Source organism: Streptomyces sp. NRRL S-1022 (assembly GCF_000720135.1).
Classification (GTDB): Bacteria; Actinomycetota; Actinomycetes; order Streptomycetales; family Streptomycetaceae; genus Streptomyces.
This window is the reverse complement of the sequence record NZ_JOIU01000006.1, coordinates 217,192-241,206: the sequence shown is the minus strand read 5'-3', so window position 1 is coordinate 241,206 and position 24,015 is coordinate 217,192. Positions and strand designations below refer to the sequence as shown.

The 24,015-nt window shown below is 73.5% G+C and carries 17 protein-coding genes and 2 pseudogenes; 11 read left to right on the top strand and 8 right to left on the bottom strand.

Features of this window, described 5'->3' with window-relative positions:
• Positions 1–5: 5 nt before the first annotated feature.
• The 4 genes from IG05_RS0109075 to IG05_RS0109060 are packed head-to-tail and all read right to left on the bottom strand — an operon-like array spanning position 6 to position 4,843.
• Positions 6–1,148: an XdhC family protein gene (locus tag IG05_RS0109075; protein WP_030340813.1), complete on the bottom strand. Its 1,143-nt coding sequence runs from the start codon at positions 1,146–1,148 to the stop codon at positions 6–8.
• Entirely contained in the window at positions 1,141–3,279 is a 2,139-nt protein-coding gene (locus IG05_RS0109070) for a xanthine dehydrogenase family protein molybdopterin-binding subunit (RefSeq protein WP_030340811.1), read from the bottom strand. The genes IG05_RS0109075 and IG05_RS0109070 overlap by 8 nt, the downstream gene beginning before the upstream one ends.
• Positions 3,276–4,268, bottom strand: coding sequence for an FAD binding domain-containing protein (locus IG05_RS0109065; RefSeq protein ID WP_030340809.1), 993 nt, complete (start codon positions 4,266–4,268; stop codon positions 3,276–3,278). Before IG05_RS0109065 ends, IG05_RS0109070 begins: the two co-directional genes overlap by 4 nt.
• A complete protein-coding gene (locus IG05_RS0109060; RefSeq protein WP_030340807.1) occupies positions 4,265–4,843 on the bottom strand; it encodes a (2Fe-2S)-binding protein in 579 nt (192 codons plus the stop codon). The genes IG05_RS0109065 and IG05_RS0109060 overlap by 4 nt, the downstream gene beginning before the upstream one ends.
• Before the next feature lie 258 nt (positions 4,844–5,101).
• Between IG05_RS0109060 and IG05_RS0109055 the strand changes: the two genes are divergently transcribed.
• Both IG05_RS0109055 and IG05_RS0109040 read left to right on the top strand, forming a co-directional pair.
• A complete protein-coding gene (locus IG05_RS0109055; protein ID WP_030340805.1) occupies positions 5,102–5,680 on the top strand; it encodes a TetR/AcrR family transcriptional regulator in 579 nt (192 codons plus the stop codon).
• 269 nt (positions 5,681–5,949) lie between these two features.
• Positions 5,950–6,267, top strand: a pseudogene (locus tag IG05_RS0109040) (redoxin domain-containing protein); the annotation flags it as partial.
• 27 nt (positions 6,268–6,294) lie between these two features.
• Here IG05_RS0109040 and IG05_RS0109035 read toward each other — a convergent pair.
• On the bottom strand, positions 6,295–7,098 hold the full coding sequence (locus IG05_RS0109035; RefSeq protein WP_030340799.1) for a GNAT family N-acetyltransferase: 804 nt from the start codon (positions 7,096–7,098) through the stop codon (positions 6,295–6,297).
• 410 nt (positions 7,099–7,508) lie between these two features.
• Here IG05_RS0109035 and IG05_RS0109030 point away from each other — a divergent pair, with 410 nt between their 5' ends.
• The 3 genes from IG05_RS0109030 to IG05_RS0109020 all read left to right on the top strand — a co-directional run bounded on the left by IG05_RS0109030 (position 7,509) and on the right by IG05_RS0109020 (position 10,485).
• Complete coding sequence (locus IG05_RS0109030; protein ID WP_063760071.1) at positions 7,509–8,657, top strand: carboxylate-amine ligase; 1,149 nt, start codon at positions 7,509–7,511, stop codon at positions 8,655–8,657.
• Between the two features lie 161 nt (positions 8,658–8,818).
• Entirely contained in the window at positions 8,819–9,580 is a 762-nt protein-coding gene (locus tag IG05_RS0109025) for an SAM-dependent methyltransferase (RefSeq protein ID WP_030340796.1), read from the top strand.
• Positions 9,581–9,684: 104 nt separating this feature from the next.
• Entirely contained in the window at positions 9,685–10,485 is an 801-nt protein-coding gene (locus IG05_RS0109020) for a maleylpyruvate isomerase family mycothiol-dependent enzyme (protein ID WP_030340794.1), read from the top strand.
• Positions 10,486–10,524: 39 nt separating this feature from the next.
• Here the strand turns inward: IG05_RS0109020 and IG05_RS0109015 are convergent, their stop codons facing one another.
• Positions 10,525–11,658, bottom strand: coding sequence for a PP2C family protein-serine/threonine phosphatase (locus tag IG05_RS0109015; RefSeq protein ID WP_234335802.1), 1,134 nt, complete (start codon positions 11,656–11,658; stop codon positions 10,525–10,527).
• Between the two features lie 276 nt (positions 11,659–11,934).
• Between IG05_RS0109015 and IG05_RS0109010 the strand changes: the two genes are divergently transcribed.
• The 6 genes and pseudogenes from IG05_RS0109010 to IG05_RS0108985 all read left to right on the top strand — a co-directional run.
• Entirely contained in the window at positions 11,935–14,721 is a 2,787-nt protein-coding gene (locus IG05_RS0109010; protein WP_199808271.1) for a SpoIIE family protein phosphatase/ATP-binding protein, read from the top strand.
• Positions 14,722–14,974: 253 nt separating this feature from the next.
• On the top strand, positions 14,975–16,090 hold the full coding sequence (locus IG05_RS0109005) for a GH12 family glycosyl hydrolase domain-containing protein (protein ID WP_030340788.1): 1,116 nt from the start codon (positions 14,975–14,977) through the stop codon (positions 16,088–16,090).
• Between the two features lie 106 nt (positions 16,091–16,196).
• Positions 16,197–18,374 (top strand): glycoside hydrolase family 3 N-terminal domain-containing protein, encoded by a 2,178-nt coding sequence (locus tag IG05_RS0109000; RefSeq protein WP_030340786.1) that lies wholly within the window; start codon positions 16,197–16,199, stop codon positions 18,372–18,374.
• Positions 18,375–18,420: 46 nt separating this feature from the next.
• Positions 18,421–19,887, top strand: a complete 1,467-nt coding sequence (locus IG05_RS0108995; protein ID WP_078893993.1) for a glycoside hydrolase family 6 protein — start codon at positions 18,421–18,423, stop codon at positions 19,885–19,887.
• A 97-nt stretch (positions 19,888–19,984) separates the two neighbouring features.
• A complete protein-coding gene (locus IG05_RS0108990; protein WP_030340783.1) occupies positions 19,985–21,079 on the top strand; it encodes a lytic polysaccharide monooxygenase in 1,095 nt (364 codons plus the stop codon).
• 182 nt (positions 21,080–21,261) lie between these two features.
• A pseudogene (locus tag IG05_RS0108985) lies at positions 21,262–21,531 on the top strand (rhamnogalacturonan lyase); the annotation flags it as partial.
• Here the strand turns inward: IG05_RS0108985 and vioD are convergent.
• Complete coding sequence (gene vioD, locus IG05_RS0108980; protein ID WP_030340780.1) at positions 21,519–22,700, bottom strand: capreomycidine synthase; 1,182 nt, start codon at positions 22,698–22,700, stop codon at positions 21,519–21,521. The pseudogene IG05_RS0108985 and the gene vioD sit on opposite strands and share 13 nt — an antisense overlap.
• Before the next feature lie 92 nt (positions 22,701–22,792).
• Positions 22,793–23,962, bottom strand: coding sequence for a methionine adenosyltransferase (gene metK / locus IG05_RS0108975; RefSeq protein ID WP_037813368.1), 1,170 nt, complete (start codon positions 23,960–23,962; stop codon positions 22,793–22,795).
• Positions 23,963–24,015 lie beyond the last annotated feature (53 nt).

The window sequence follows — 24,015 nt, the reverse complement described above, 5'->3', positions numbered from 1 at the left end:
CTCCCTCAGGCGACCGCCGGCCTGCCGGGCTCCCGGTTCTCGTGGTGGATCGGTGTCCGCCCACCGGTCAGGGGGACGCCCGTGCCGCCCCGCCGGGCGGCGACGATCTCCGCGACGATCGACAGGGCCGTCTCCTCCGGTGTGCGGGCGCCCAGGTCGAGGCCGATGGGCGAGCGGAGCCGGGACAGCTCGCGTTCGGTGACGCCTTCCGACCGCAGCCGGCGGTTGCGGTCCTCATGGGTGCGGCGCGAACCCATCGCACCGACGAACGCGGCCGGCATCCGCAGGGCCTCCTTCAGCAGCGGTACGTCGAACTTGGCGTCGTGGGTGAGCACGCACAGGACCGTACGCGCGTCGGTCGCGGTGCGCCGCAGGTAGCGGTGCGGCCAGTCGACGACGACCTCGTCGACGTGCGGGAAGCGCTTCCGGGTGGCGAAGACGGGGCGGGCGTCGCAGACGGTCACGTGGTAGCCGAGGAACTTGCCGGCCCGGGCCAGCGCCGACGCGAAGTCGACGGCGCCGAAGACGATCATGCGCGGGGGCGGCACGTTCGACTCGACCAGCAGCGTCAGACCGCCGGGGCAGTGCGAGCCGTCCGCCGAGAGGTCCACCGTGCCGGTGCGGCCCGCCTCCAGCAGGGCCCGGGCCTCGGCCGCCGCCACCCGGTCCAGTTCCGGATGGCCGCCGAGGCCGCCCTCGGACGTGCCGTCCGACCGGACCAGCAGAGCCCCTCCGAGAAGCTCGGCGGGGCCGCGGGCGACCCGGACGAGGGCCCCCGGCTCGCCCCCGGCAGCGGCCGACAGCGCCGGTCCGAGGGCCGTCCGGGCGGGCGCCCGCGCGCCCACGGGCGTGATCAGCACATCGAGCGTCCCGCCGCAGGTCAGTCCCACGGCGAAGGCGTCCTCGTCGCTGTAGCCGAATCGTTCCAGCAGGGTCTCTCCGGTGCGCAGCGCCTCCTGGCACAGGTCGTAGACCGCGCCCTCGACGCAGCCGCCGGAGACCGAGCCGATGGCGGTGCCCGCGCTGTCGACGGCGAGGGCCGCACCGGGGCCGCGCGGTGCGCTGCCGCCCACGCTCACCACGGTGGCGACGGCGAACTCCCGGCCCTCCTCGATCCATCGGTGCAGTTCGCCGGCCAGGTCAAGCATCCGGCGCCCCCGCGGCGGCCGACAGGACACGGTCCGGCCGGATGGGCAGGCTGCGGTGGCGTACGCCGGTCGCGTGCCAGACCGCGTTGGCGACGGCCGCCGCCGCGCCGACGATGCCGATCTCGCCGATGCCCTTGATCCCCACCGGGTCGTCGGGATCCGTGTCGTCGATCCAGTCGGCCTCGATGCGCGGCACGTCGGCGTGGGTGGCCACGTGGTAGCCCGCGAGGTCGGCGCCGACGGGGCCGCCGGAGGCGTGGTCGCGGACGGCCTCCTCGTGCAGGGCCATGGAGATGCCCCAGATCATGCCGCCCAGGAACTGGTTGCGTGCGGTGAGCGGGTTGACGATGCGGCCGGCCGCGAAGATGCCCAGCATCCGCCGCACCCGCACCTCGCCGGTGGTGACGTCCACGGCGACCTCGGCGAACTGCGCCCCGAAGGAGTGGCGTTCGGCCGGGGTGAGGGACCCGATGGCCTGGGTGGTGTCCGACCGGACGGTGATGCCCTCCGACGGGATGTCGGCGCCCAGGGCCAGCCGCTCCCGCAGCTCGCCGGCCGCCGCCTGGACGGCCCAGGACCAGGAGCGGGTGCCCATGGAGCCGCCGGCGATCATCGCCGGGCCGAAGTCGCTGTCGCCGATGCGGACCCGGACCCGCTCCGGGGGCACGCGGAGCGCGTCCGCCGCCACGAGGGAGAGCGCGGTACGGGCCCCGGTGCCGATGTCGGCCGCGGAGATCCGCACGGTGAAGGTGCCGTCCGGATGCGCGGTCGCGGTCGCCGTCGAGGGCGCGGCACCCGACGGGAAGGAGGCCGCCGCGGTGCCGGTGCCGAGCAGCCAGCGGCCGTCCCGGCGCTGTCCGGGGCGCCGGTCCCGGTCCGTCCAGCCGAACCTGCGGGCGCCCTCCCGGAAGCAGGCCGCCAGGTTGCGGCCGGCGAACGGCAGGCCCGACACCGGGCCCCGCTCGGGTTCGTTGCGCAGGCGCAGCTCGATCGGGTCGATGCCGCACTTCTCGGCGAGTTCGTCGAGCGCCGACTCCAGCGCGAACGAACCGGGTGCCTCGCCCGGGGCGCGCATCCACGTGGGGGACGGCACGTCGAGCCGGACGACGCGGTTGGCGGTGTGGTGGGCGTCGGCGTCGTACATCACCCGCGCCACCCCGGCGCTCGGTTCGACGAACTCGTGCACCGTGGAGGTGAGGCTGACGGAGCTGTGCTCCAGTGCGCGCAGGCGTCCGTCGGCGTCGGCGCCGAGCCGGACCCGCTGGGCGGTGGGGCTGCGGTAGCCCGCCAGCGAGAACATCTGGCGCCGGGTCAGGACGACCCGTACGGGCCGCTGCAGCTGGGTCGCGGCCATGACGGCGGCCACCTGGTGGGCGCGCACGCCCTTGCTGCCGAAGCCGCCGCCGACGTGTTCGGAGCGTACGCGGACGGAGGCCGGGTCGAGCGAGAAGAGGCTGGAGAGTTCACCGACGACCCAGGTGACGCCCTGGTTGGAGTCGATCACCTCCAGCCGTCCGCCCTCCCAGCGGGCGGTCGCCGCATGGGGTTCCATCGGGTTGTGGTGCTCTTCGGGGGTGGTGTACTCGGCGTCCACGACGACGGCCGAGGCGGCCAGCCGGGCGTCGAGGTCGCCCTTCCCGGTCACCGCCGGCATATGGCCGTCGACCGGGTAGGCGTCGGGATGCTCCGCCCTGAGCCGGATGTCGTGCGGCTCCTGTTCGTAGTGCACGACGAGTGCCTCGGCGGCCTCCCTGGCCTGCTCGGAGGTCTCCGCGACGACCAGCGCCACCGGCCAGCCCAGGTGCGGCACCCTGTCGTGCTGGAAGACGGCGCAGGTCGGGTCGGGCCGGCTGCCCATCAGGCCGGTGTAGTCGGTGTTGAGGCGGGGCGCGTTGCGGTGGTCCAGGACGGCGAGGACGCCCGGCATGGCGAGTACGGGCTCGGTGTCGAGGGCGAGGACGCGGCCGCGGGCGACCGTGGAGAGCACCAGCCAGCCGTGGGCGAGGCCGGCGAAGGGCACCTCCGCCGCGTAGCGGGCCGCGCCGGTGACCTTGTCCCGGCCCTCGATGCGGGTGTGGCCGGTGCCGACGGCGGGCGCGTGGGCGGCGGTTCCGGTGGTGACGGCGGTCATCGTGCGGCCTCCTCGGCGAGTTGGGACAGGACGGCCACCACGAGGTTGCGCAGGAGGTCCACCTTGTAGCCGTTGTGCGGGAGCGGCCGTGCCGCCGCCAGTTCGGCGTCCGCCGCGGCGGCGTAGGTCTCGGTGCCGGCGGCCGCGCCGATCAGGACCCGCTCGGCCGCCGAGGCCCGCCACGGCCGGGAGGCGACGGCCCCGAAGGCCAGGCGCGCGTCCCGGACGACGCCGTCGCGGATGTCGAGCGCGGCGGCGAGGGAGCCGATGGCGAAGGCGTAGGAGGCGCGCTCGCGCACCTTGCGGTAGCGGGAACGGGCGGCGACCGGGGCGGGCGGCAGGGTGACGCCGGTGATGAGCGCGCCCGGCGGCAGGGCGGTCTCCCGGTGCGGGGTGTCCCCGACGGGCAGGTAGAAGCCGGCGAGCGGCAACTCGCCGGGACCGTCCGCCGTTTCGTAGTGGACGACGGCGTCGAACGCGGTGAGGGCCACGGCCATGTCCGAGGGGTGGACGGCCGCGCAGTGGCCGGACGCGCCCAGGATCGCGTGGTTGTGGTGTTCGCCCTGGATGGCCGGGCAACCGCTGCCGGGCACCCGCTTGTTGCAGGGCTGGGTGACGTCGGTGAAATAGCCGCAACGGGTGCGCTGCAGCAGGTTCCCGCCGACCGTGGCCATGTTGCGCAGCTGTCCCGACGCGCCGGCCAGTACCGCCTGGGCGAGCGCCGGGTAGCGGCGCCGGACCTCGGGGTGCGCGGCCAGATCGCCGTTGGTGACGGTGGCGCCGATGCGCAGGCCGCCCTCGGGCGTCGGCTCGATCTCGTCCAGCGGGAGTTCACGGATGTCGACGAGCCGTGCGGGGCGCTCGACACCGGACTTCATGAGGTCGACGAGGTTGGTGCCGCCGCCGAGGAAGCGGGTGTCCGGATCGGCGCCGAGCAGGGCCACGGCGCCGGCGACGTCGTGCGCCCGCTGATAGTCGAACTCCCTCATGCCACGGCCTCCTCGGCACCCGCGACGTCGACGTGTTCCGTGTCCCGCCGGGCTTCCGCCGCGCGGGCCACCGCCTCCACGATCGAGACGTACGCGCCGCAACGGCACAGGTTGCCGCTCATCCGCTCCCGGATCTCCTCGGCGGTCAGGGCCGGCGGCCCCGCTTCGGGGCGGACGTCCCCGGTGACGGCGCTCGGCCAGCCCGCCGCGTGCTCCTCTATGACACCGATCGCCGAGCAGATCTGGCCGGGGGTGCAGTAGCCGCACTGGAAGCCGTCCAGTTCGAGGAAGGCCTGCTGCACGGGGTGCAGCCGCTCGCCGTCGGCCACGCCCTCGATGGTCGTGATCTCCCGGCCCTCGGCGGCCACGGCCAGCTGGAGGCAGGCGACGGACCGGCGCCCGTCGAGCAGGACCGTACAGGCCCCGCACTGTCCCTGGTCACAGCCCTTTTTGGTGCCGGTCAGATCGAGACGCTCGCGCAGCGCGTCGAGCAGGGTGGTGCGGTGATCGACGGGCAGTGTGTGTTTCTCGCCGTTGATCTGCAATGTGATGACACTGGACGTCGATGAGGCCATGAGCTGCTTCTTTCGCATTTCCAGGACAGACGGGGGGGCCGGCGGGCGGCACGGACGGTGTGTCGTGCGGGCCGGGAGGCGCGGGTGCGAAGCGAGGTGCGGGATGCCGGGGCCGAGCAGTGCAGCTGGCGACTGCCGAAGGGGCGCGTCCGCCGCTATCGTGGACGTGACCGGACAGCTGTCCGCTACCTGGAAACTTAACGGACAGCTGTCCGCTTAGCAAGGGTGAGGTTTTGGCCACGCCCTGGAGGAGGACGAGTGCCGCAGCAGACGGACCCACCCCGGCGCTCCGACGCACAGCGCAATCGCGAACGCATCCTGGAGGTGGCCGTCACCGAGCTGTCGCGCTGCGCGGACGCCCCGCTCAGCGCGATCGCCAAGAAGGCCGGGGTCGGGCAGGGCACCTTCTACCGCAACTTCCCCAACCGCGAGTCGCTCGTCCTGGAGATCTACCGCCACGAGATGCAGCAGGTCGCCGACAGCGCGGACCACCTGCTCGCCACCCGGGCGCCCGACGAGGCCCTGCGCGCCTGGATGGACCGGCTCTCCGAGTTCGCCATGACCAAGGCGGGGCTGGCCGACGCGATCCGGCAGGTCACCGGCGCGCCCGGCGGCCCCGCGAAGCCCTCCCCCACACCGGTGGCCCGGGCGGCGGAACTGCTGCTGCGCGCCAACGACGAGGCCGGCACCATACGGCCCGGGGTCACCGCCGACGACTTCCTGCTGGCCATAGCGGGCCTGTGGCAGCTCGACCCGCACGACGACTGGCGTCCCCGCGCCGCCCGGCTCCTGAACCTGGTCATGGACGGTCTGCGCACGGGCGCACAGCGCGGGTGAGGCGCCCCGCCGCCGGTCCGTCGTAGGCGTGGTCGCCGATCGTGGCGGGTTCGGAGCCGAAGAATCCGGTGAGCCGCCACCCGACGGGGTCGGCCAGGAAGTGCTGCCGCATGATCTCGGTGGGCAGCAGGCAGGGGTGGCCGCGCGGCACGGCGTCCCGGAGGCGCGCCAGGTCTCGCCGGGGGGGGCCGGGACATCAGGACGTACCGCCGACCGGAGACTCGCCGACGCCGTAGGTCGGTTGAGGGAACCAGGCCGGTCCGCACACGTCCCGCAGATCCCCCGACGAGTCGCTCACCCCCGCCGAGAAGCACGGTCTGGACTTCGACGTACTCAGCGACATCGGCTCCGGCACGGCCAAGCAGTACGGCCTCGCCTTCGACCTCCCCGACGTCCTCGCCGCCGTCCACGACAGGCTCGGCTTCGACCTCCAGCGCGTCAACGACGGCCACCCGCGCACGCTGCCCGTGCCGGCCACGTACGTCATCGACCGCTCGGGCACCATCCGCTGGGCCTTCGCCGACAGCGACCACACCGCCCGCGCCGAGCCGGACGACGTCCTCGCCGCCCTCGACACGCTGGACTGACTCACCGTCCGGTGCGCGGCCGGCCTGTCACACCTTCAGGCCGTAGAAGTGCACCGGCGTGTTGGGCTCGAAGCCGATGCGGGGGTACACGGGCGCGCCGGCCGCCGTGGCGTGCAGGGTGGCGCGGGTCAGGCCGGTGGCCCGGGCTCCCTCGTGCAGGGCCTTGCGGGTCACCGCCTCCCCGTAGCCCCGGCGCTGCCATTCCGGCGCGGTGGCGACGAGGACGACGAACAGACGGCCGTCCGCCTCCACGGTCGCGGCGCACGTCACCGGGACTCCGTCCCGCAGACCCAGGTAGGCGTGCACCCGGTGCTTCCACAGTTCGGATCCGAGGAGCCCGTCGCGGCCGTCCTCCAGCGGGAAGCCGTAGGCACGTGAGTTCAGGTCCGCGTACGCCCGCAGCTGTTCGTCCGTCGTCACGCGGGCGAAGGTCAGGTCCGGGTGGTCCGGCTCGGGGACGGGCAGGAGGTCTCCGGCCATACCGGTGCCGGGGAAGGCGTACTCGAGGCCCGCTCTCCCGGCGGCCGTCCGCACCTCCGCGCGTGCCTCGTCGTCCAGCAGTCCCTCGAAGAGCCACAGGAACCCCGGGCGCTTCTTCGAGCGCATGATGCCGGCCGCCTCGCCGAGCCGTTGCGCGAGCAGAGCCGGGTCCGCGCCGACGTCGGTCAGCGTGACGCAGTTCCAGAAGGCGAACCGGCAGTCGGCCCAGCGGACGGCGATGCCCGGGAGATCCCGCACATCGGCACCGGGATCCCGGTCGAGCACCATGCTGCGCCAGACCACGGCGAGTTGCTCCATCGATTCGACCGACTCCGTACGGCCGTCCGTCATCAGGCCTCCCTGCTGCCGGCGTTGTGTAAGTCTTCCCGGGTCATACTGTCCCTCACGGCCCCCGGCGCCGACGGGATTGCGTCACAGTTCGGCCAGTGCTGGAGAACCCTCTGGACGCGTGCGTCGCGGTGGGCCGGTGCGGCCCGGCGGTCCACGCGGGCGCGCCGTGCGCGAACCGCTGTCCGACCTGCGCCCTCCCGGAACGGCACCGCCCCTGGCGAGGTACGCCGTACCCGCGGTGTGCCCGCCCCGACGGTGTCCGGACAGTCGCTTGCCGTGCGCTCGGCGCCGGGGTGAGCATGTGTGCTCCCACCCGCTGCACGCCAGGGGGTGGCCCAGGTCCGCTAGCTCGACAGCAGTGCGTCCTGTGTCTTCCGGAAGGGCTGGTCGTGCCAGAGCCGCTTGATGCCGTGAGCCCCGTCGTCACCGGTACACCCCGGTCTCCCGCGCAGGCGGCCGCACCGCCGACGGTAGGCGTGGAGGAGGAGTTCGTCCTGGCCGACCGGCACAGCAGGGCGGTCGCGCACAGAGCCCCCGCCGTGGTGGGTGCCGCCCGCGGCCGGCTCGGCGCCCCGCACGCCACGGCGGAGGTCTCGCAGGCGCAGGTGGAGACCGTCAGCGCGGTGTGCCGCACCGCCGGGGAACTGGAGGCGGAGATCGTCCGGTTGCGCGGCGGCGCGGCCACGGCCGCCGCCGAGTACGACTGCCTCCTCGTGCCCACGGGCAGCGCGGTGCTCGGCAGACCCGGCCCGCCGCCCGTCGTCGACAAAGCGCGCTACCGCGCCTTCCTGGCCCGCTTCGGGCCTCTCGTCCACGACCAGGGGGTGAACGCCTGCCACGTGCACGTCGGGGTCGAGGACCGGGAGGAGGCCGTACGGTCGGTCAACCACCTGCGGGGCTGGATGCCCCTGCTGCTGGCGCTCACCGGCAACTCCCCCTACTGCGACGGCACGGACACCGGATACGCGAGCTGGCGTTCCATGGTCTGGGGCCGCTGGCCGGTGGCGGGACCTCCGCCCTACCTGCGGGGCGCGGCCCACTACGAGGAGGTCGTCGGCCACCTCGTGGCCAGCGGAGCGGCGATGGACCCGGCGATGGTCTACTGGCACGTCCGGCCCTCGCCGCACCTTCCCACCCTGGAGGTCCGCGTCGCCGACGTGCTGGCCGAACCCGCGGCCACCACGGCCTACGCACTCCTGGTCCGCGCCCTCGTCGGCTGCGCCGTGGACGCGGTCCGCGCCGGTGAACCCGCGCCCCAAGTCCCAGACCTGGTGCTGCGGGCGGCGTGCTGGCACGCCGCCCGGCACGGCACGGACGGCGCCCTGCCCGCCACCCACACCCGCGACTGCGCCCCCACCGCCGTCGGCCGGCTGGTGGAGGAACTCTGGAAACGGGTCGAGCCGCACCTCAGCCGCTACGGAGACGACCGGTGGGTCGGGGACTGGCTGAGCGAGGTCCAGCACCGGGGCACCGGCTCCGTACGGCAACGGCGGATCGCGGAGCAGCACGGGGGCCGTCTCCAGGCCGTGGTGGACCAACTCGCCGTCCCTCCCCCGTGATCCACCGGTCCGCAGCGAAGGCCCGCGCATCGCCGTACCGGATCGCCGTGCCGGACCCCGGTCGCCCGCACACCCGGCCCCGGCCGGCCGGGCGTCGGCGGGGACGTGAGTAGGATGATCGAACACACGGCTGAACAGCCCTCGGGTCCCACGGAGTTGCCATGATCGACACCAGCAAGGCGCATCCCGCGCGGGTCTACGACTGGCTGCTGGGCGGCAAGGACAACTATCCGGTCGACGAGGCCGTGGGCGAACGGCTGCCGGCCGAGGCGAAGGACGCGGCGCGGCAGAACCGTCAGTTCATGCACCGGGCCGCCGCCTGGCTCGCCGCGCAGGGCATCGACCAGTTCCTGGACATCGGCACGGGCATCCCCACCCCGCCCAACCTGCACCAGATCGTCCAGGACATCGCGCCGTCGGCGAAGGTGGTCTACACCGACAACGACCCGATCGTCCTGCGCCATGCCGAGGCGCTGCTGATCAGCGGCACCGAGGGCGTCACGGACTACATCCAGGCCGACGTGCGGGAGCCGGAGTCCATCGTGCGGCACGCCCGGCAGGTGCTGGATTTCGACCGCCCCATCGCGTTGTCGCTGATCGCGCTGATGCACTTCATCACCGACGAGCAGGACGCCCACGGGATCGTCCGCAACCTGGTCGCCACCCTGCCCGCGGGCAGCCACCTGGTGCTGTCCCACGCCGCGTCCGACCTCTATCCGGAACTCGCCGCGCAGGTCACCGCCGAGTACGCCAAGGGCGGTATCGAACTCGGTTTCCGGTCCCGCGCGGAGGTGGCGCGCTTCTTCGACGGCATGGATCTCGTCCCGCCCGGCCTGGTGACCGCCACGGAGTGGGGCACGCCGGATCCGGACACCGAGCCGGAGGGCAGCGGCATCTACGCGGCAGTGGCGCGGGTGCGCTGACCGGCCGCGGGCCGCCCCGGCTTGCCTTCGAGTGGACTCCAGCAGCCACACTGAGCGCGACCAGCGAAGCGGCACCCGTGCCCAGGACAGAACGGCGGCAGCAGATGGCAACGACGAGCGGGGCGGGGCATCCCCTGCCGTACGACACCTATCGCGAGGCGATCGAGCGGGAGACCCACCGGTTCGCCGAGGCGGTGCGCGGCGCCGATCCCGCGGGCGCCGTGCCCTCCTGCCCCGACTGGACGCTGGCCGAGCTGACCCGGCACGTGGGAGCGGTGCAGCGCTGGTTCAGCGCCCTGCTCACCCGGCGGGTGCAGGAGCCGCCGCGCAGCCGTGAGGTGGAGCTGGGGCTGCCCGAGCACGAGCGGGACCTCGCCGACTGGGTGGCGGCGGGAGTGCCCAGGGTGGCGGCCGTGCTACGGGACACGGATCCCGGCGCGGCGATGTGGGCGTGGGGCGAGGACCAGCATGCGCGGTTCTGGGCCCGCCGGATGCTCTGCGAGACGCTGGTGCACCGGGTGGACGCGGAGCAGGCCGTGGGCCGGGAGTCGGACGTCGACCCGAACCTCGCGGCTGACGCGGTGGACGAGTTCCTGGTCAACCTCCCCTACGCGGGACTGTTCGCTCCCGGGGTGACGAAGCTGCGCGGCGACGGCGAGACCGTCGCGTTCCGGTGCGCCGGCACCGGCGAGGAGTGGCGGGTGCGGCTGGACCCGGACGGGTTCCGGCTGCTGCCGCTCACCGGCGGCGGCCCCGCGCCGCAGCCGCCCACCGTGGCGGTGGTTGGTGCCGCGGCGGATCTCCTGCTGCTGCTCTACGGACGGCGGTCGTACCAGGAGGCGGCTTTCGACGTCTCGGGGGAGACCGCGGTCCTCGACCGCTGGTTCGCCCACACGGCCTTCTGAGCCGGCCGGAGGCGCTTGCGGAGCCCCGCCGCGCCGCGCTCAGCCGGCCGGTGACAGCGGCGGCAGGGACGGCTGCGCGGCGGGCAGGCACACGGCGAGCGCCGCGATGTCGTCCTGCAGCCGGTCGCCGCTGTGGTCCAGCAGGTCGTGGTGGAGCCGCTCCAGGAGCTCCCGGGGCGGCAGGCTGCCCCAGGAACGCAGGCGCTGGAGCAGCGGGTAGAAGGTGCCGGCGGCGTCGCGGGTCTCCGTGATGCCGTCCGTGTACAGCAGGAGCAGGTCGCCGGGCCGGAACGAGTAGGTGTCCACGTGGTACGGCTCCCCGACCAGCATGCCGAGGTTGAGCGGCGGAGCCGAACGGCCGCTGTCCAGTTCCCGCACCTGCCCGCACCGGATCCGCACCGGCGGCGGGTGACCGCAGTTGACGAAGCGGATCACCGGCTCCTGCGCGGCGATCTCGGCGAAGACGGCGGTGACGAACCGTTCGCCGACCTCGCCCCCGCCCAGCAGCATCGCCCTGCGGTTCATGCTGGTCTCCACCCGGTCGGCCAGGTCGGGCAGTGCGGGTTCGTCGTGGGCGGCCTCGCGGAACGCGCCGAGCAGGGCCGCGGCCGTCTCCACCGCGAGCAGCCCCTTGCCCCGGACGTCGCCGATGAGCAGCCGGACGCCGTACCGGGTGGGGACGGCCTCGTACAGGTCGCCGCCGATGCGTGCCTCCGCGGCGGCGGACCGGTAGAGGCTCTCCAGGCGGAGGCTGCCGATGTGGTGCGGCACGGGCCGGAGCAGGACCCGCTGGGCGATGTCGGCGACGAAGCGTACGTCGGCCAGCGTGCGCTCGCGGCGGACGCGGTGCGCGGCCAGGATCATGCCGAGGACGCCGACCAGGCCGGTGCAGATGTAGGCGGCCACGTAGTGGCGGTCCCACAGGTAGCCGACCTCGCGGCCCGCGCAGCACGGGGTGCCGGCCAGCACCGCTTCCAGGACGACGGCGAACACGGTGGCACCGCCGACGACGACCGGGCCGTGGGCGAAGGCGGCCACGAGCGGCAGGGCGATCAGCACGAAGCTCACCGGCCACTGAACGGGCGTCGCGGGCTCCAGCACCAGGAGGACCGCGACGTACAGCGCCGGAAGCCACCGCATCCACGCCGGGGGCGCCGACAACCGGGTCCGCACGCCGGCACCGTCCTCCGACTCCCGGCCGGTATGTCCAGGTCTCGGCATACGTGGGCTGCGCACACGGACTCCTGTCACAGGAACTCGACAAGACTCCCAGCCTGGTCCGCCGGGCCGCGGCGCGCCCGGATTGCTCCACTCAACGGAGTGTTCCCGGCCGCGGCGCGGGCCCCGTGGCCGGTGGCGCAGGGGCCGGCCCGGTCGCCGTGCCCGCGCCGCGGCCGGCGGCGGACACACCGGTCGCCGGTCACGGAGTTCCAGTGCTAGAAAAGGGAGATGAGCGGACGTTCCCGCTGGCCATGGGCGAGCCCGGCGCCACCGCCCGGCACACGTGGGCCGTCCGACCGGTCCCGTAGTCGCAGGCCCTGGCCGTCACGCGGACGCCGCCTGTCGTCGTCCCTGAGCGTCCGCACGCTCGCCGCCCAGGTCTTCCTGCTGCAGGCACTGATCATGCTGCTGCTGGTAGCGGTGGCGGCCGCCGCCCTCGTCGTGCAGGGGCGCTACGACGCCGAGCGCAGCGCGGAGGATCGTTCCCTCGCCGCGGCGGAGGCGTTCGCGCACGCGCCCGGAACGGCGCTCGCGCTGCAGTCGCCGCACCCGACGGCCCGGCTCCAGGCGGCGGCCGACCAGGCGCAGAAGGGCTCCCGGGTCGACTTCATCAGCGTCCTGGACAAACACGGGATCCGGCTCGCCGACACCGTCCCCTCGCTGATCGGCACGAAGGCCGAGGGCGTCGGCCGGGCCGCCGCCGGCGAGACGTTCACCGAGACGTTCCACGGGGAGCCCACCGACGCCGTGCGCGCGGTCGTACCCGTGACGGATGCCAGCAGGCGCGTGATCGGCATGGTCACCGCCGGGATCCAGTACGCCAACGTGAGCCACCTGCTGAACCGGCAGCTGCCGATGCTGTTCGGCGCGGCGGCGGGGGCACTCGTGCTGGCGACCGGCGGCGCGGCCCTGGTCAGCCGGCGCCTGCTGCGGCAGACCCACGGACTCGGCCCCGCCGAGATGACCCGGATGTACGAACACCACGACGCCGTGCTGCACGCGGTGCGCGAGGGCGTGCTGATCCTCGACGGCGAGGGGTGCGTGCTGCTCGCCAACGACGAGGCGCACCGGCTGCTGGACCTGCCTCAGGACGCCGACCGGCGGCAGGTGTCGGAGCTGGGGCTGGCGCCGCGGCTCGTGCGGCTGCTGGAGTCGCAGGAGCCCACGACCGACGAGGTCATCCCGGCCGGGGACCGGCTGCTCGCGGTGAACATCCGGCCCACCGCCCCGTACGGCGGCGCCCAGGGGCTGGTCGCCACCTTGCGGGACACCACGGACCTGCGGGCCCTGTCCGGGCAGGCGGAGGTGGCGCGGGGCCGGCTGTCCTTCCTGTACGAGGCGGGCATGCGGATCGGCACCACCCTGGACGTACGGCGTACGGCGGAGGAGCTGACCGAGGTGGCGGTCCCCCGGATGGCCGACTTCGTCACCGTGGAACTCCTCGACTCGGTGCTGCACGGCCAGGAACCCACGAGCGCCGTGCGCCAGATGCGCCGTACCGCGCTGCGCGCCTCGCGGACCGGGCACCCGCTCCAGCCGGTGGGCGACGTGATCCGGTTCGTGATGGCCGACACGCCGATGACCTCGGCCCTGCGCCAGGGCAGGGCCGTCCTGGTGCCCGAGCTGCACAGCGCCGAGGACTGGCGGGCCCAGGACCCCGAGGGGGCGCTGCAGGCACTGGACTACGGCATCCGCTCGCTGATCACGGTGCCGCTGCGGGCACGCGGGGTGGTCCTCGGGATGGTCAACTTCTGGCGTGGCGCGGACTCTCCCCGGTTCGAGCAGGAGGACGTCGCCGTGGTCGAGGAGCTGGTGGCCCGGGCCGCCGTGGCGATCGACAACGCGCGCCGCTACTCCCGCGAGCACGCCCTGGCCATGACGCTGCAACGGAACCTGCTGCCGCTGGGCCTGCCGGAGCAGGGGGCGCTGGAAATCGCCTCGCGCTACCTGCCGGCGCGGTCCGGCGTCGGCGGCGACTGGTTCGACGTCATCCCGCTGCCCGGCTTCCGGGTCGCGCTGGTCGTCGGGGACATCGTGGGGCACGGGCTGCAGGCCGCGGTGACCATGGGCCGGCTGCGCACGGCCGTGCTGAACTTCTCCTCGCTCGACCTGGCCCCGGACGAACTGCTCGGACACCTCGACGAGATGGTGACCCGGCTGGACACCCAGGGCGGACCCGGCGACGACGACCGGGTGCCGCTCACCGGGGCCACCTGCCTGTACGCCATCTACGACCCGGTCGGCGGGCACTGCACCCTCTCCCGCGCCGGGCACCTCGCGCCGGCCGTGGTGGACCCGCAGGGCAGGGTGAGCTTCCCCGACCTTCCCCTGTCACCGCCCCTGGGGGTCGGCGGCCACCCCTTCGAGGCCGGGGAGCTGGACCTGCCCGAGGGCAGCCGGCTGGTGCTGTTCACCGACGGCCTGGTCGAGAACCGCGGACGGGACATCGACGAGGGCCTGGAGCTGCTCTCCTCGGCCGTCGGCCACGCGGATCTGACACCGGAGGAGACCTGCCGCGCCCTGGTGGACACGATGCTGCCCGGGCACCCCAGCGACGACGTGGCGCTGCTGGTCGCCCGGACCCGGCTGCTCGCCCCCTCGTCCGTCGCGACCTGGGACGTCCCGTTCGACGCCGAGGCCGTGTCCCGGGTGCGCAGGGAGGTGAGCCGGCGACTCGCCGACTGGGGTCTGGAGGGGGTGGCCTTCGCCACGGAACTGATCCTGAGCGAACTGCTCACCAACGCGATCCGCTACGGCGCGCCGCCCGTGCGGGTCAGGCTGCTGCTGGGCCGCACCCTGGTCTGCGAGGTGTCGGACGGCAGCAACACCTCGCCCCGGCTGCGGCGCGCCGCCACCACCGACGAGGGAGGCCGGGGGCTGTTCCTGGTCTCGCAGTTCGCGGACATGTGGGGCACCCGCTACGCCCCCCGGGGCAAGGTCATCTGGACCGAGCAGAATCTGGACACCGCCTCCGAACCGGACCCGTCGGCCCTGCTCGGCGCCCTGGGACTGTGACAGCCCCCGCGGCACGGGCGTGACGGCCGCGGCCGAATGTTTCGGGAGCGCTCCAAAAAACCCGGTCTCGTTCACGCCTCCCCCTCCGACCTGCGGCTTCGAACGCTCTTCGATACTCACCTCGCCGTCGGTCTTGTCAGGAACATGGGCAGTCCCTACAGTCCCTGCCCAACGGAGGGTATGGGAGCGCTCCCATCCACACACCGATGGGAGCGCTCCTGTACTGCCCCCACCGTCATGTGAGAGGACCCGCATGCGACCGTCCAAGCACCATGTCCGTGGAAGGCGCGGCCTGTTGGGCGCGCTGCTCACCGCACTCGCCGCCGTGGCGGCGCTGCTGAGCGTCGCTCCGCCGGCCCAGGCCGACACCACGATCTGCGAACAGTACGGGTCGACGACGATCCAGGGCCGCTACGTCGTCCAGAACAACCGCTGGGGCACCAGCGACACGCAGTGCGTCACCGCCACCGACTCGGGATTCCGCGTCACCCAGGCCGACGGCTCCGTACCGACGAACGGCGCCCCGAAGTCCTACCCGTCCGTCTTCAACGGCTGCCACTACACCAACTGCTCGCCCGGGACGAAGCTCCCGGCCCGGCTCAGCACCATCTCCGGCGCGCCGACCGGCATCTCGTACACCTATGTGAGCAACGCGGTGTACGACGCCGCGTACGACATCTGGCTCGACCCCACGCCCCGCACCGACGGCGTCAACCGGACCGAGATCATGATCTGGTTCAACAAGGTCGGCCCCGTCCAGCCCGTGGGCTCGCAGGTCGGCACCGCCACCGTCGCCGGCCGCCCGTGGCAGGTGTGGTCCGGCAACAACGGCTCCAACGACGTCCTGTCCTTCGTCGCGCCGTCGGCGATCAGCAGCTGGAGCTTCGACGTCATGGACTTCGTCCGGCAGGCCGTCTCGCGGGGTCTGGCGCAGGACAGCTGGTACCTGACCAGCGTGCAGGCCGGGTTCGAGCCCTGGCAGAACGGCGCCGGTCTGGCCGTGACCTCGTTCTCCTCCACGGTCGAGACCGGCGGCGGCTCCGGCGGCACGGCGGCCTGCAAGGTGGCGTACGCGACGAACGTCTGGCAGGGCGGTTTCAGCGCCGACGTCACCGTCACCAACACCGGCTCCTCCCCCGTCAGCGGCTGGAAGCTGGCGTTCACGCTGCCCGCGGGGCAGCAGATCAGCGGTGCCTGGGGCGCCGGCGTGACGCCGTCCTCGGGGGCGGTCACCGCGAGCAACCTCGCCTACAACGCACAGATCGCGCCCGGCGGCCAGGTGTCCTTCGGGTTCCAGGGCAGCTATGGCGGCACCTTCGCCAAGCCGTCCGGTTTCAGCCTGAACGGCGGCGCCTGCGCCACCGCGTGACCCACCCGCTCCGGGACCCGCTCGTCCCGCCCCGCCGATCGGGCGGGTCCCGGCTCCACCCCAGCGCCGCCCCGCTCCCGGACCGCTCCAGGAAAGGCCCGCCCCCATGAGCCTCCTGCTCGCCCGCCGCAGCCCGGTGACGGCCCTGGCCGTGTGCGCCGCGGCCCTGGCCCTCACCGCGCCGGCCGCAGCCGCACCGGAGCCCGCCGTCGCACCGGCCGCGCTCCTGCCCTACCAGGACGCGTCCTTACCCGTGCCGGACCGGGTCACCGACCTGCTGTCCCGCATGAGCCTGGACGACAAGCTCGGCCAGATGACCCAGATCGAGAAGGACGCCCTCGTCCCGCAGTCCGACCTCGCCGCCTACCGCATCGGATCCGTACTCTCCGGCGGCGACTCGACCGTCAGCCCCAACAACGCGCAGACCTGGGCCGACACCTACGACTCCCTGCAGCGCACCGCGCTGGCCACCCCGCTCGGCATCCCGGTGATCTACGGCATCGACGCCGTGCACGGGCACAACGCGGTGCGCGGAGCCACCCTGTTCCCGCACGACATCGCTCTGGGCGCCACCCGGGACCCCGCGCTCGTCCAGCGGATCGGGCGGGCGGTGGCCGAGGAGGTGTCGGGCACCGGCATCGACTGGGACTTCGCGCCGTGCCTGTGCGTGGCCCGCGACGACCGGTGGGGCCGTACCTACGAGTCGTACGGCGAGACGCCCGAACTGCCCTCCGCCCTGACGACGTTCATCACCGGGCTCCAGGGCGACGCACTGGGCGCCGGGCCCGCGTCCGTGCTCGCCACCGCCAAGCACTACCTCGGCGACGGCGGCACCGCCGGCGGCGTCGACCAGGGCGACACCAAGGTGTCCGAGGCCGAGTTGCGCGCCGTCCACCTGCCGCCGTTCAAAGAGGCGGTGCGGCGCGGTGTGGGCGCGGTGATGCTGTCGTACAGCAGCTGGAACGGTGTGCGGTCGCACGCCGACCGGTACCTCGTGACCGACGTGCTCAAGGGCGAACTCGGCTTCACCGGGTTCGTGGTGTCCGACTGGGCGGCGGTCGACCAGCTCGACGGTCGGAGCGGTTTCACCGGCGCCGAGATCCGTACGGCGGTCGACGCGGGCGTCGACATGGTGATGGTCCCGCACGACTACAAGAAGTTCCTCACGCTGCTGCGCGGCGAGGTCACCGCCGGCCGCATCGCCGTGTCCCGGATCGACGACGCCAACCGGCGCATCCTCACCAAGAAGTTCCAACTGGGTCTGTTCGAGCATCCGTTGACCGACCGCTCGTACACCGCCACGGTCGGCTCGGCCGCGCACCGGGAGCTGGCCAGGCAGGCGGTACGCGCCTCGCAGGTGCTGCTGAAGAACGACGGCGGCGTGCTGCCCCTGCCGAAGTCGGCCAAGCTGTTCGTGGCCGGCAAGTCCGCCGACGACATCGGCAACCAGAGCGGCGGCTGGACCGTCGGCTGGCAGGGCCGCAGCGGCCCCGTCACCGACGGCACCACGATCCTCCAGGGCATCCGGGCCGCCGTCACCGACCCCTCCCGGGTCACCTACGACCGCTACGGCAACGGCGTCGACTCCAGCTACCGGGCCGCCGTCGCCGTTGTCGGCGAGACCCCGTACGCCGAGGGCCGCGGCGACCGGCCGGGCGGCCTCGGGCTGGACCAGGAGGACTTGAGCACCCTCGCCCGGCTGAAGGCGAGCGGCGTGCCGGTCGTCGTGGTCCTGGTCTCCGGCCGTCCGCTGGACGTCTCCGCCCGACTGCCCGACTGGAAGGCGCTGCTGGCCGCGTGGCTGCCCGGGACCGAGGGCGGCGGCGTGTCCGACGTCCTGTTCGGCGACCACGCCCCCACCGGCAGACTGCCGGTGAGCTGGCCGAGGACGTCCGCCCAGGAACCCGTCAACGACGGTGACGGCAAGGACCCGCTCTTCCCGTACGGGTACGGGCTGACGTACTCCGGCACCGGTCCCGCACCGGCGCCCGGGACGTGCACCGCGCGGATGCGCACCACCTCCTCCTGGCCGGGCGGTCACCAGGCGGAGGTCACCGTCGAGAACACCGGTTCCGTCGCGCTGACGGGCTGGTCCGTGGACTGGGAGCTGGGCGGCTCCCGCATCAACAGCCTCTGGAACGGCTCGCTCGGCACGGCCGACGGCCGGGTCACGGTCCGCAACGCCGCCTTCAACGGCTCCCTGGCGCCGGGCGCCACCGCCTCGTTCGGCTTCACCGCCGACGGCAGCGCCGGCACACCCGCACCGCACTGCGCCGGCAGCTGAGCGCGCCGGCCCCGACCGCCGACCCCCGTACGCACGAGGAGGGCACATGCCACACCCCATCCGCCGAGCGCCCGTACCCCGGCCGGGGTACGGCCGGCGACGGCGCCGGGCAGCCTCGCTGGGCGCGGCGCTCGCCGCCCTGGCACTGGGCCTGGCCGGGCAGTTCACCGCACACCCGGCCGCCGCCGCCGAGAACCACGTCGACAACCCGTTCGCCGGGGCCTCGTTCTACGTCAACCCCGACTACACCGACCACGTCCGCACCTCGGCCGCCCGGACCCCCGACCCCGGGCTCAGGGCGAAGATGCGGAAGGTGGGCCGCTATCCCACCGCCGTGTGGCTGGACCGGATCGCCGCCATCGGCGGCGGGGGCGGAGAGGCCGGCCGCCGGAGCCTCGCCGACCACCTCGACCTGGCGCTCGCCCAGAAGCGGCGCGGACAGCCGATCACCGCGACCTTCGTGGTGTACGACCTGCCCGGCCGGGACTGCGCGGCCCAGGCCTCCGGCGGCGAACTCCCGCTCACGCAGGCCGGTCTCGACCGCTACGAGAGCGAGTACATCGACGCCATCGCGAAGGTGTTCAAGAAGCGGAAGTACCGCGACATCCGCATCACGGCGGTGATCGAGCCGGACAGCCTGCCCAACCTGGCGACGAACACCTCCGACCCGGAGTGCGCCGAGGCCGGGAGCAGCGGGATCTACGTCAAGGGCATCCGGTACGCCCTGGACAAGCTGCACGCGCTGCCCAACGTCTACACGTACCTGGACTTCGCGAACTCCGGGTGGCTCGGCTGGGACAGCAACCTGGCGCAGAGCGTGCAGCTGTACACGGACGTCGCCCGGGGCACCGCCGCCGGACTGTCCAGCGTCGACGGGCTGGTCACCAACGTCTCCAACTACATGCCTCTGGAAGAACCCTTCCTGACCGACCCGGACAAGCCCGTGGGCGGCAACCCGGTCAAGTCCTCGAAGTTCTACGGGTGGAACCCCAACCTCGACGAATCGGACTTCACCCGCAACGTCCACCGCGCGCTCGTCGCCGCCGGCTGGCCCGCGTCGACCGGCATGGTCGTCGACACCTCCCGCAACGGGTGGGGCGGCCCCGGGCGTCCCACGGCGGAGAGCACCAGCACCACCCTCGACACCTACGTCGCCGAATCCCGCGTCGACCGCCGGACCTACCGGGGCCTGTGGTGCAACGTCGGCGGTGCCGGGCTCGGGCGGCCGCCGCAGGCCGCGCCCTCCGGCTACCCCGACTCCCACCTCGACGCGTTGCTGTGGGTGAAGCCGCCGGGTGAGTCGGACGGTGCGAGCAGCGACCTCCCCAACGACGAGGGCAAGGCCGCGGACCCCATGTGCGACCCCGGGTACGCCCCGCCGGGCGCGGGCGGCGACAAGACCGGCGCGCTGCCCGGCGCCCCGCTGGCCGGGCAGTGGTTCCCGGAGCAGTTCGCGATGCTCGTGCGCAACGCCGACCCGGCCGTGACCCCGGGCGGCGGCACCGGTCACTGACACGACGTACACCGACTCCCCGGCGGACCCCGCCCGCCTCGGTGCGGCGCCCGCCGGGGGTGCACCACCGCCTGATGCGAACCGAGAGGAGCAGAACGTGGCTCGACGCAACAGACTGATGTCGGCGGCAGCAGCCCTGTCGACCCTGCTCGCGGCGCTCGCCCTGACCCTGCTGGGGCAGAGCAGCGCGCAGGCGCACGGGGTGGCGATGCTGCCCGGATCGCGAACCTACCTGTGCTACCTGGACGCGCACACGACGACCGGCGGGCTGGACCCGACCAACCCGGCGTGCCGGGACGCGCTGGCCGAGAGCGGTGCGACGGCGCTGTACAACTGGTTCGCCGTGCTCGACTCCCACGCCGGCGGCCGGGGCTCCGGTTACGTCCCGGACGGCACCCTGTGCAGTGCGGGCGACCGGTCACCGTACGACTTCCGCGCCTACAACGCGGCCCGCGCGGACTGGCCGCGGACCCATCTGACCAGCGGGGCGACCATCCAGGCCCAGTACAGCAACTGGGCGGCGCATCCTGGTGACTTCCGGGTCTACGTCACCAAGCAGGGCTGGTCACCGTCCTCCGCCCTGCGCTGGGCCGACCTGGACCTGATCCAGACGGTCACCGATCCGCCGCAGCAGGGGTCGCCGGGCACCGACGGCGGCCACTACCACTGGGACCTGAAGCTGCCCTCCGGACGGACCGGCAACGCCCTGATCTTCATCCAGTGGGTCCGCTCGGACAGCCAGGAGAACTTCTTCTCCTGCTCCGACATCGTCTTCGACGGCGGCCACGGCGAGGTCACGGGCATCCGCGGCTCCGGCAGCACGCCGACGCCCACGCCGACGCCGACGCCGACGCCGACGGATCCGCACACCGGTTCCTGCATGGCCGCCTATTCCGTGGTGAACTCCTGGAACGGCGGCTTCCAGGCCTCCGTCGAGGTCATGAACCACGGCACGGCGCCGCTCGACGGCTGGGCCGTGTCCTGGCTGCCCGGGGCGGGCACCAGGATCAGCAGTCTGTGGAACGGCACGCGGTCGACCGCCGCCGACGGCACGGTCACGGTCCGCAACGCGGACCACAACCGGGTCGTGCCCGCCGACGGCAGCGTCACCTTCGGCTTCACCGCCACCTCGGCCGGCAACAACGTCCCCGCCGGTCCGATCGGCTGCGCCACGGCGCAGACCACCCGCTGACCCATACCGGCCGCACCGCCTCCCCGGCCCTTCCGGGGAGGCGGTGCGGAACGCGGTCCCCGTACCCCCCCCATTCCCGAACACCGATTCCGACAGGATCCTTGACGAGCCGTCGGCAGTCCTGGTCGGCCGGTGTGAGCGGGCTGTACGACACCGTGGGCCGGAACATCGGCCGCAAGCCCTCCTCCGCCAAGGCGACGCCCTCGCTCTCCGGGGACATCCTCGGTGACTGGCGGGAGGAGGTCGTGTGGCCGACGACCGACAACCGCGCCCTGCGCATCTACAGCACGCCGTACCAGACCGGCACCAGGATCACCACGCTGCTCCAGGACATGCAATACCGCACCGCGCTGGCCTGGCAGAACACCGGCTACAACCAGCCGCCGCACCCCGGCTTCCTCATCGGCGACGGCATGCCCACCCCGCCCCGCCCCAGCGTCTACCCGCCCTGAGCGCCGGCGCGGCCGGAGCCCGGCGCGCGCTGCGCCAGGAACTGCGAGAGGTGTTCGAGGCCGGCGCGGAAGTCGGCCTCGGGCCCGCCGAAGCCCAGCCGTACCGACCGGGGGGCGTCGAAGGCGGAGCCGGGCACCAGCAGCGTCTTGTGTGCGGCGAGCAGGTCCCGGCAGAACTCCTCGACCGCGGTGCGGTCCTGCGCGTGGGCCAGTTCACGGATACCCAGCAGGCAGCACACCCCGCCTTCCGGCGGGGTCCAGTCGACGAGTTCTCCGTGCCGGGCCGCCCAGTCGGTGAGGTGGGCGAGGTTGCGGCGGGCCTCCGCGGCGCGCCGGCCGATGAGCCGGTCGGCGTGCCGCATGGCGTGCTCGGCGATGAGTTCGACCAACGGGGACAGGAACAAGGTGGTGCGGTCGCGCAGCGGGAAGGTGGCCCGCAGCAGTTCGGGCGAGGTGACGGCCCAGCCGACGCGCAGGCCGGGCAGGCCGAAGGTCTTGGAGAAGGTGCCGTAGGTGACGGTCCGTTCGTAGCGGGTCGCCGGGTCGGGCAGCGGCTCCCAGCGGTGGGCGATCTCCGCCGTCGCGCCGTCCCAGACCAGGACGGCGCCGACGGCCTCCACCCGGGCCAGCAGGGCGTCCAGTCCCCGGGGGCTCAGGGTCCGGCCGCTCGGGTTGTGCGGGAAGTTGACGATGACGGCCGTCGTGTCCGGGGTGACCAGCCGGGCCAGTGTGTCCGGGTCGATCTCCCCGTCCCGGACGCTGTCGGCCGGCAGGGGCACCGTCCGGCATCCCGTCTCCCGCGGGAAGTAACCCAGTGAGTGGTAGATGCTCTCCTGCACCACCACACGGTCACCGGGCCGCAGCAGGGCGTCGAGGGTCAGGGCGATCGCCTCGCTGGACCCGTGGGTGACCAGGACCCGGTCGGCGTCGCCGGCGCAGTACCGGTCGGCGATCGCCTGGCGGATGCCGGCGCCGCCCTCCGAGACGCTGTCGTCCATGACGATGCCGTCCAGGTCCTCGACGCGCAGCGCGCACACCTCGCGGACCTCCGCGAAGGAGTAGGGGTGGACACCGCTGGAGCTGATGTCGAAGCGGCAGGCGGGCAGGTGCCTGCGGTACCACTCTTCGAGGATCGGGGGGTCTTCCTGCCGGGTCCGCAAGGGGGCCATGTCTTCGGGCGCTCTCTTCTCGTCAGGCGTCGGGCACGAGGCGTCGGGAGTCGGGAGTCCGGGGTCGGGAGTCCGGGGTCGGGGCGGTGGTCTCAGGCGGTGGGTGCGCCGGTCTTCCCGTCGCCGAGCCGGGAGCGGAGCGCGTCCGCCAGGTCGAGCCGCTCCCAGGAGAACTCGGGGCGGCCGAAGTGGCCGTAGGCGGCGGTCGGCTGGTAGGCGGCGGTGCGCAGCGACAGGCGCTCGATCACCGCTTCCACCCGCAGGTCCACCAGGGCCGTCAGCACGGCGGCGATGTGCTCGTGGGCGACCGTGGCCGTGCCGAAGCACTCGACGTCGAGCCAGACCGGCAGCGGGCGGCCGATGGCGTAGGCCAGGCCGATCCGGCAGCGGCCGGCCAGTCCGGCGGCCACGACGTTGGCGGCGAGGTAGCGGGCGGCGTACGCGCCGGACCGGTCGACCTTGGTGGCGTCCTTGCCGGAGCAGCAGCCGCCGCCGTGCCGGACCAGGCCCCCGTAGGCGTCGACCATGAGCTTGCGTCCGGTGAGCCCGGCGTCGGCCGAGGTGCCGCCCACGACGAAGGTGCCCGCCGGGTTGACGTGGATGTCGGCGGGCACGACGCCGCGGTCCTCCAGCGCCGGTGTCACGATCTTGCCCGCCACCAGGTCGGCCAGCTCGTCCAGGGAGAGGTCGGCCGGGTGCTGCGCGGAGACGACGACGATCGCCCGCTCGGCACCGTCCCGGCGGGACAGCTCCACCTGGACCTTGCCGTCCGGTCCGAGCGCCGGTACGCCCTGCTCACCGGTGGCGCCGACCCGGCGGGCGATGTCGTGGGCGAGGACGCAGCTGAGCGGGAGCCGTTCCGGTGTCTCGTCGCAGGCGTACCCGTAGACGATGCCGGAGTCGCCGGCACCGCCGCGGTCCACCCCGTCGGCGATCTCGCGGGACTGGCGGTCGAGCAGCACCCGCACGGTCGAGGTGTCGGCGCTCAGGCCGTGCCGCTCCACGTCGTGGTAGCCGATCTCGCGCAGCACGGAGCGGACCGTCGCGTCGATGTCCACCTCGGCGTTCGCGGTGATCTGACCGGTGGCGATCACGTTGTCCCTGGTGACCAGGGTCTCGCAGTTGACCCGGGCGTGGGGGTCGATCGTCAGGAAGGCGTCGAGCACGGCGTCCGAGATCCGGTCCGCGACCTTGTCGGGGTGCCCGGCGCACACCGACTCGGCGATCTGCGATCCGGACCGGAAGCTCAGGGGTGCGGCCATGTGGACTCCTTGTCTCGAAGCAGGAGGGGCTCGGGGCGGGAGGGCGGGGGCGT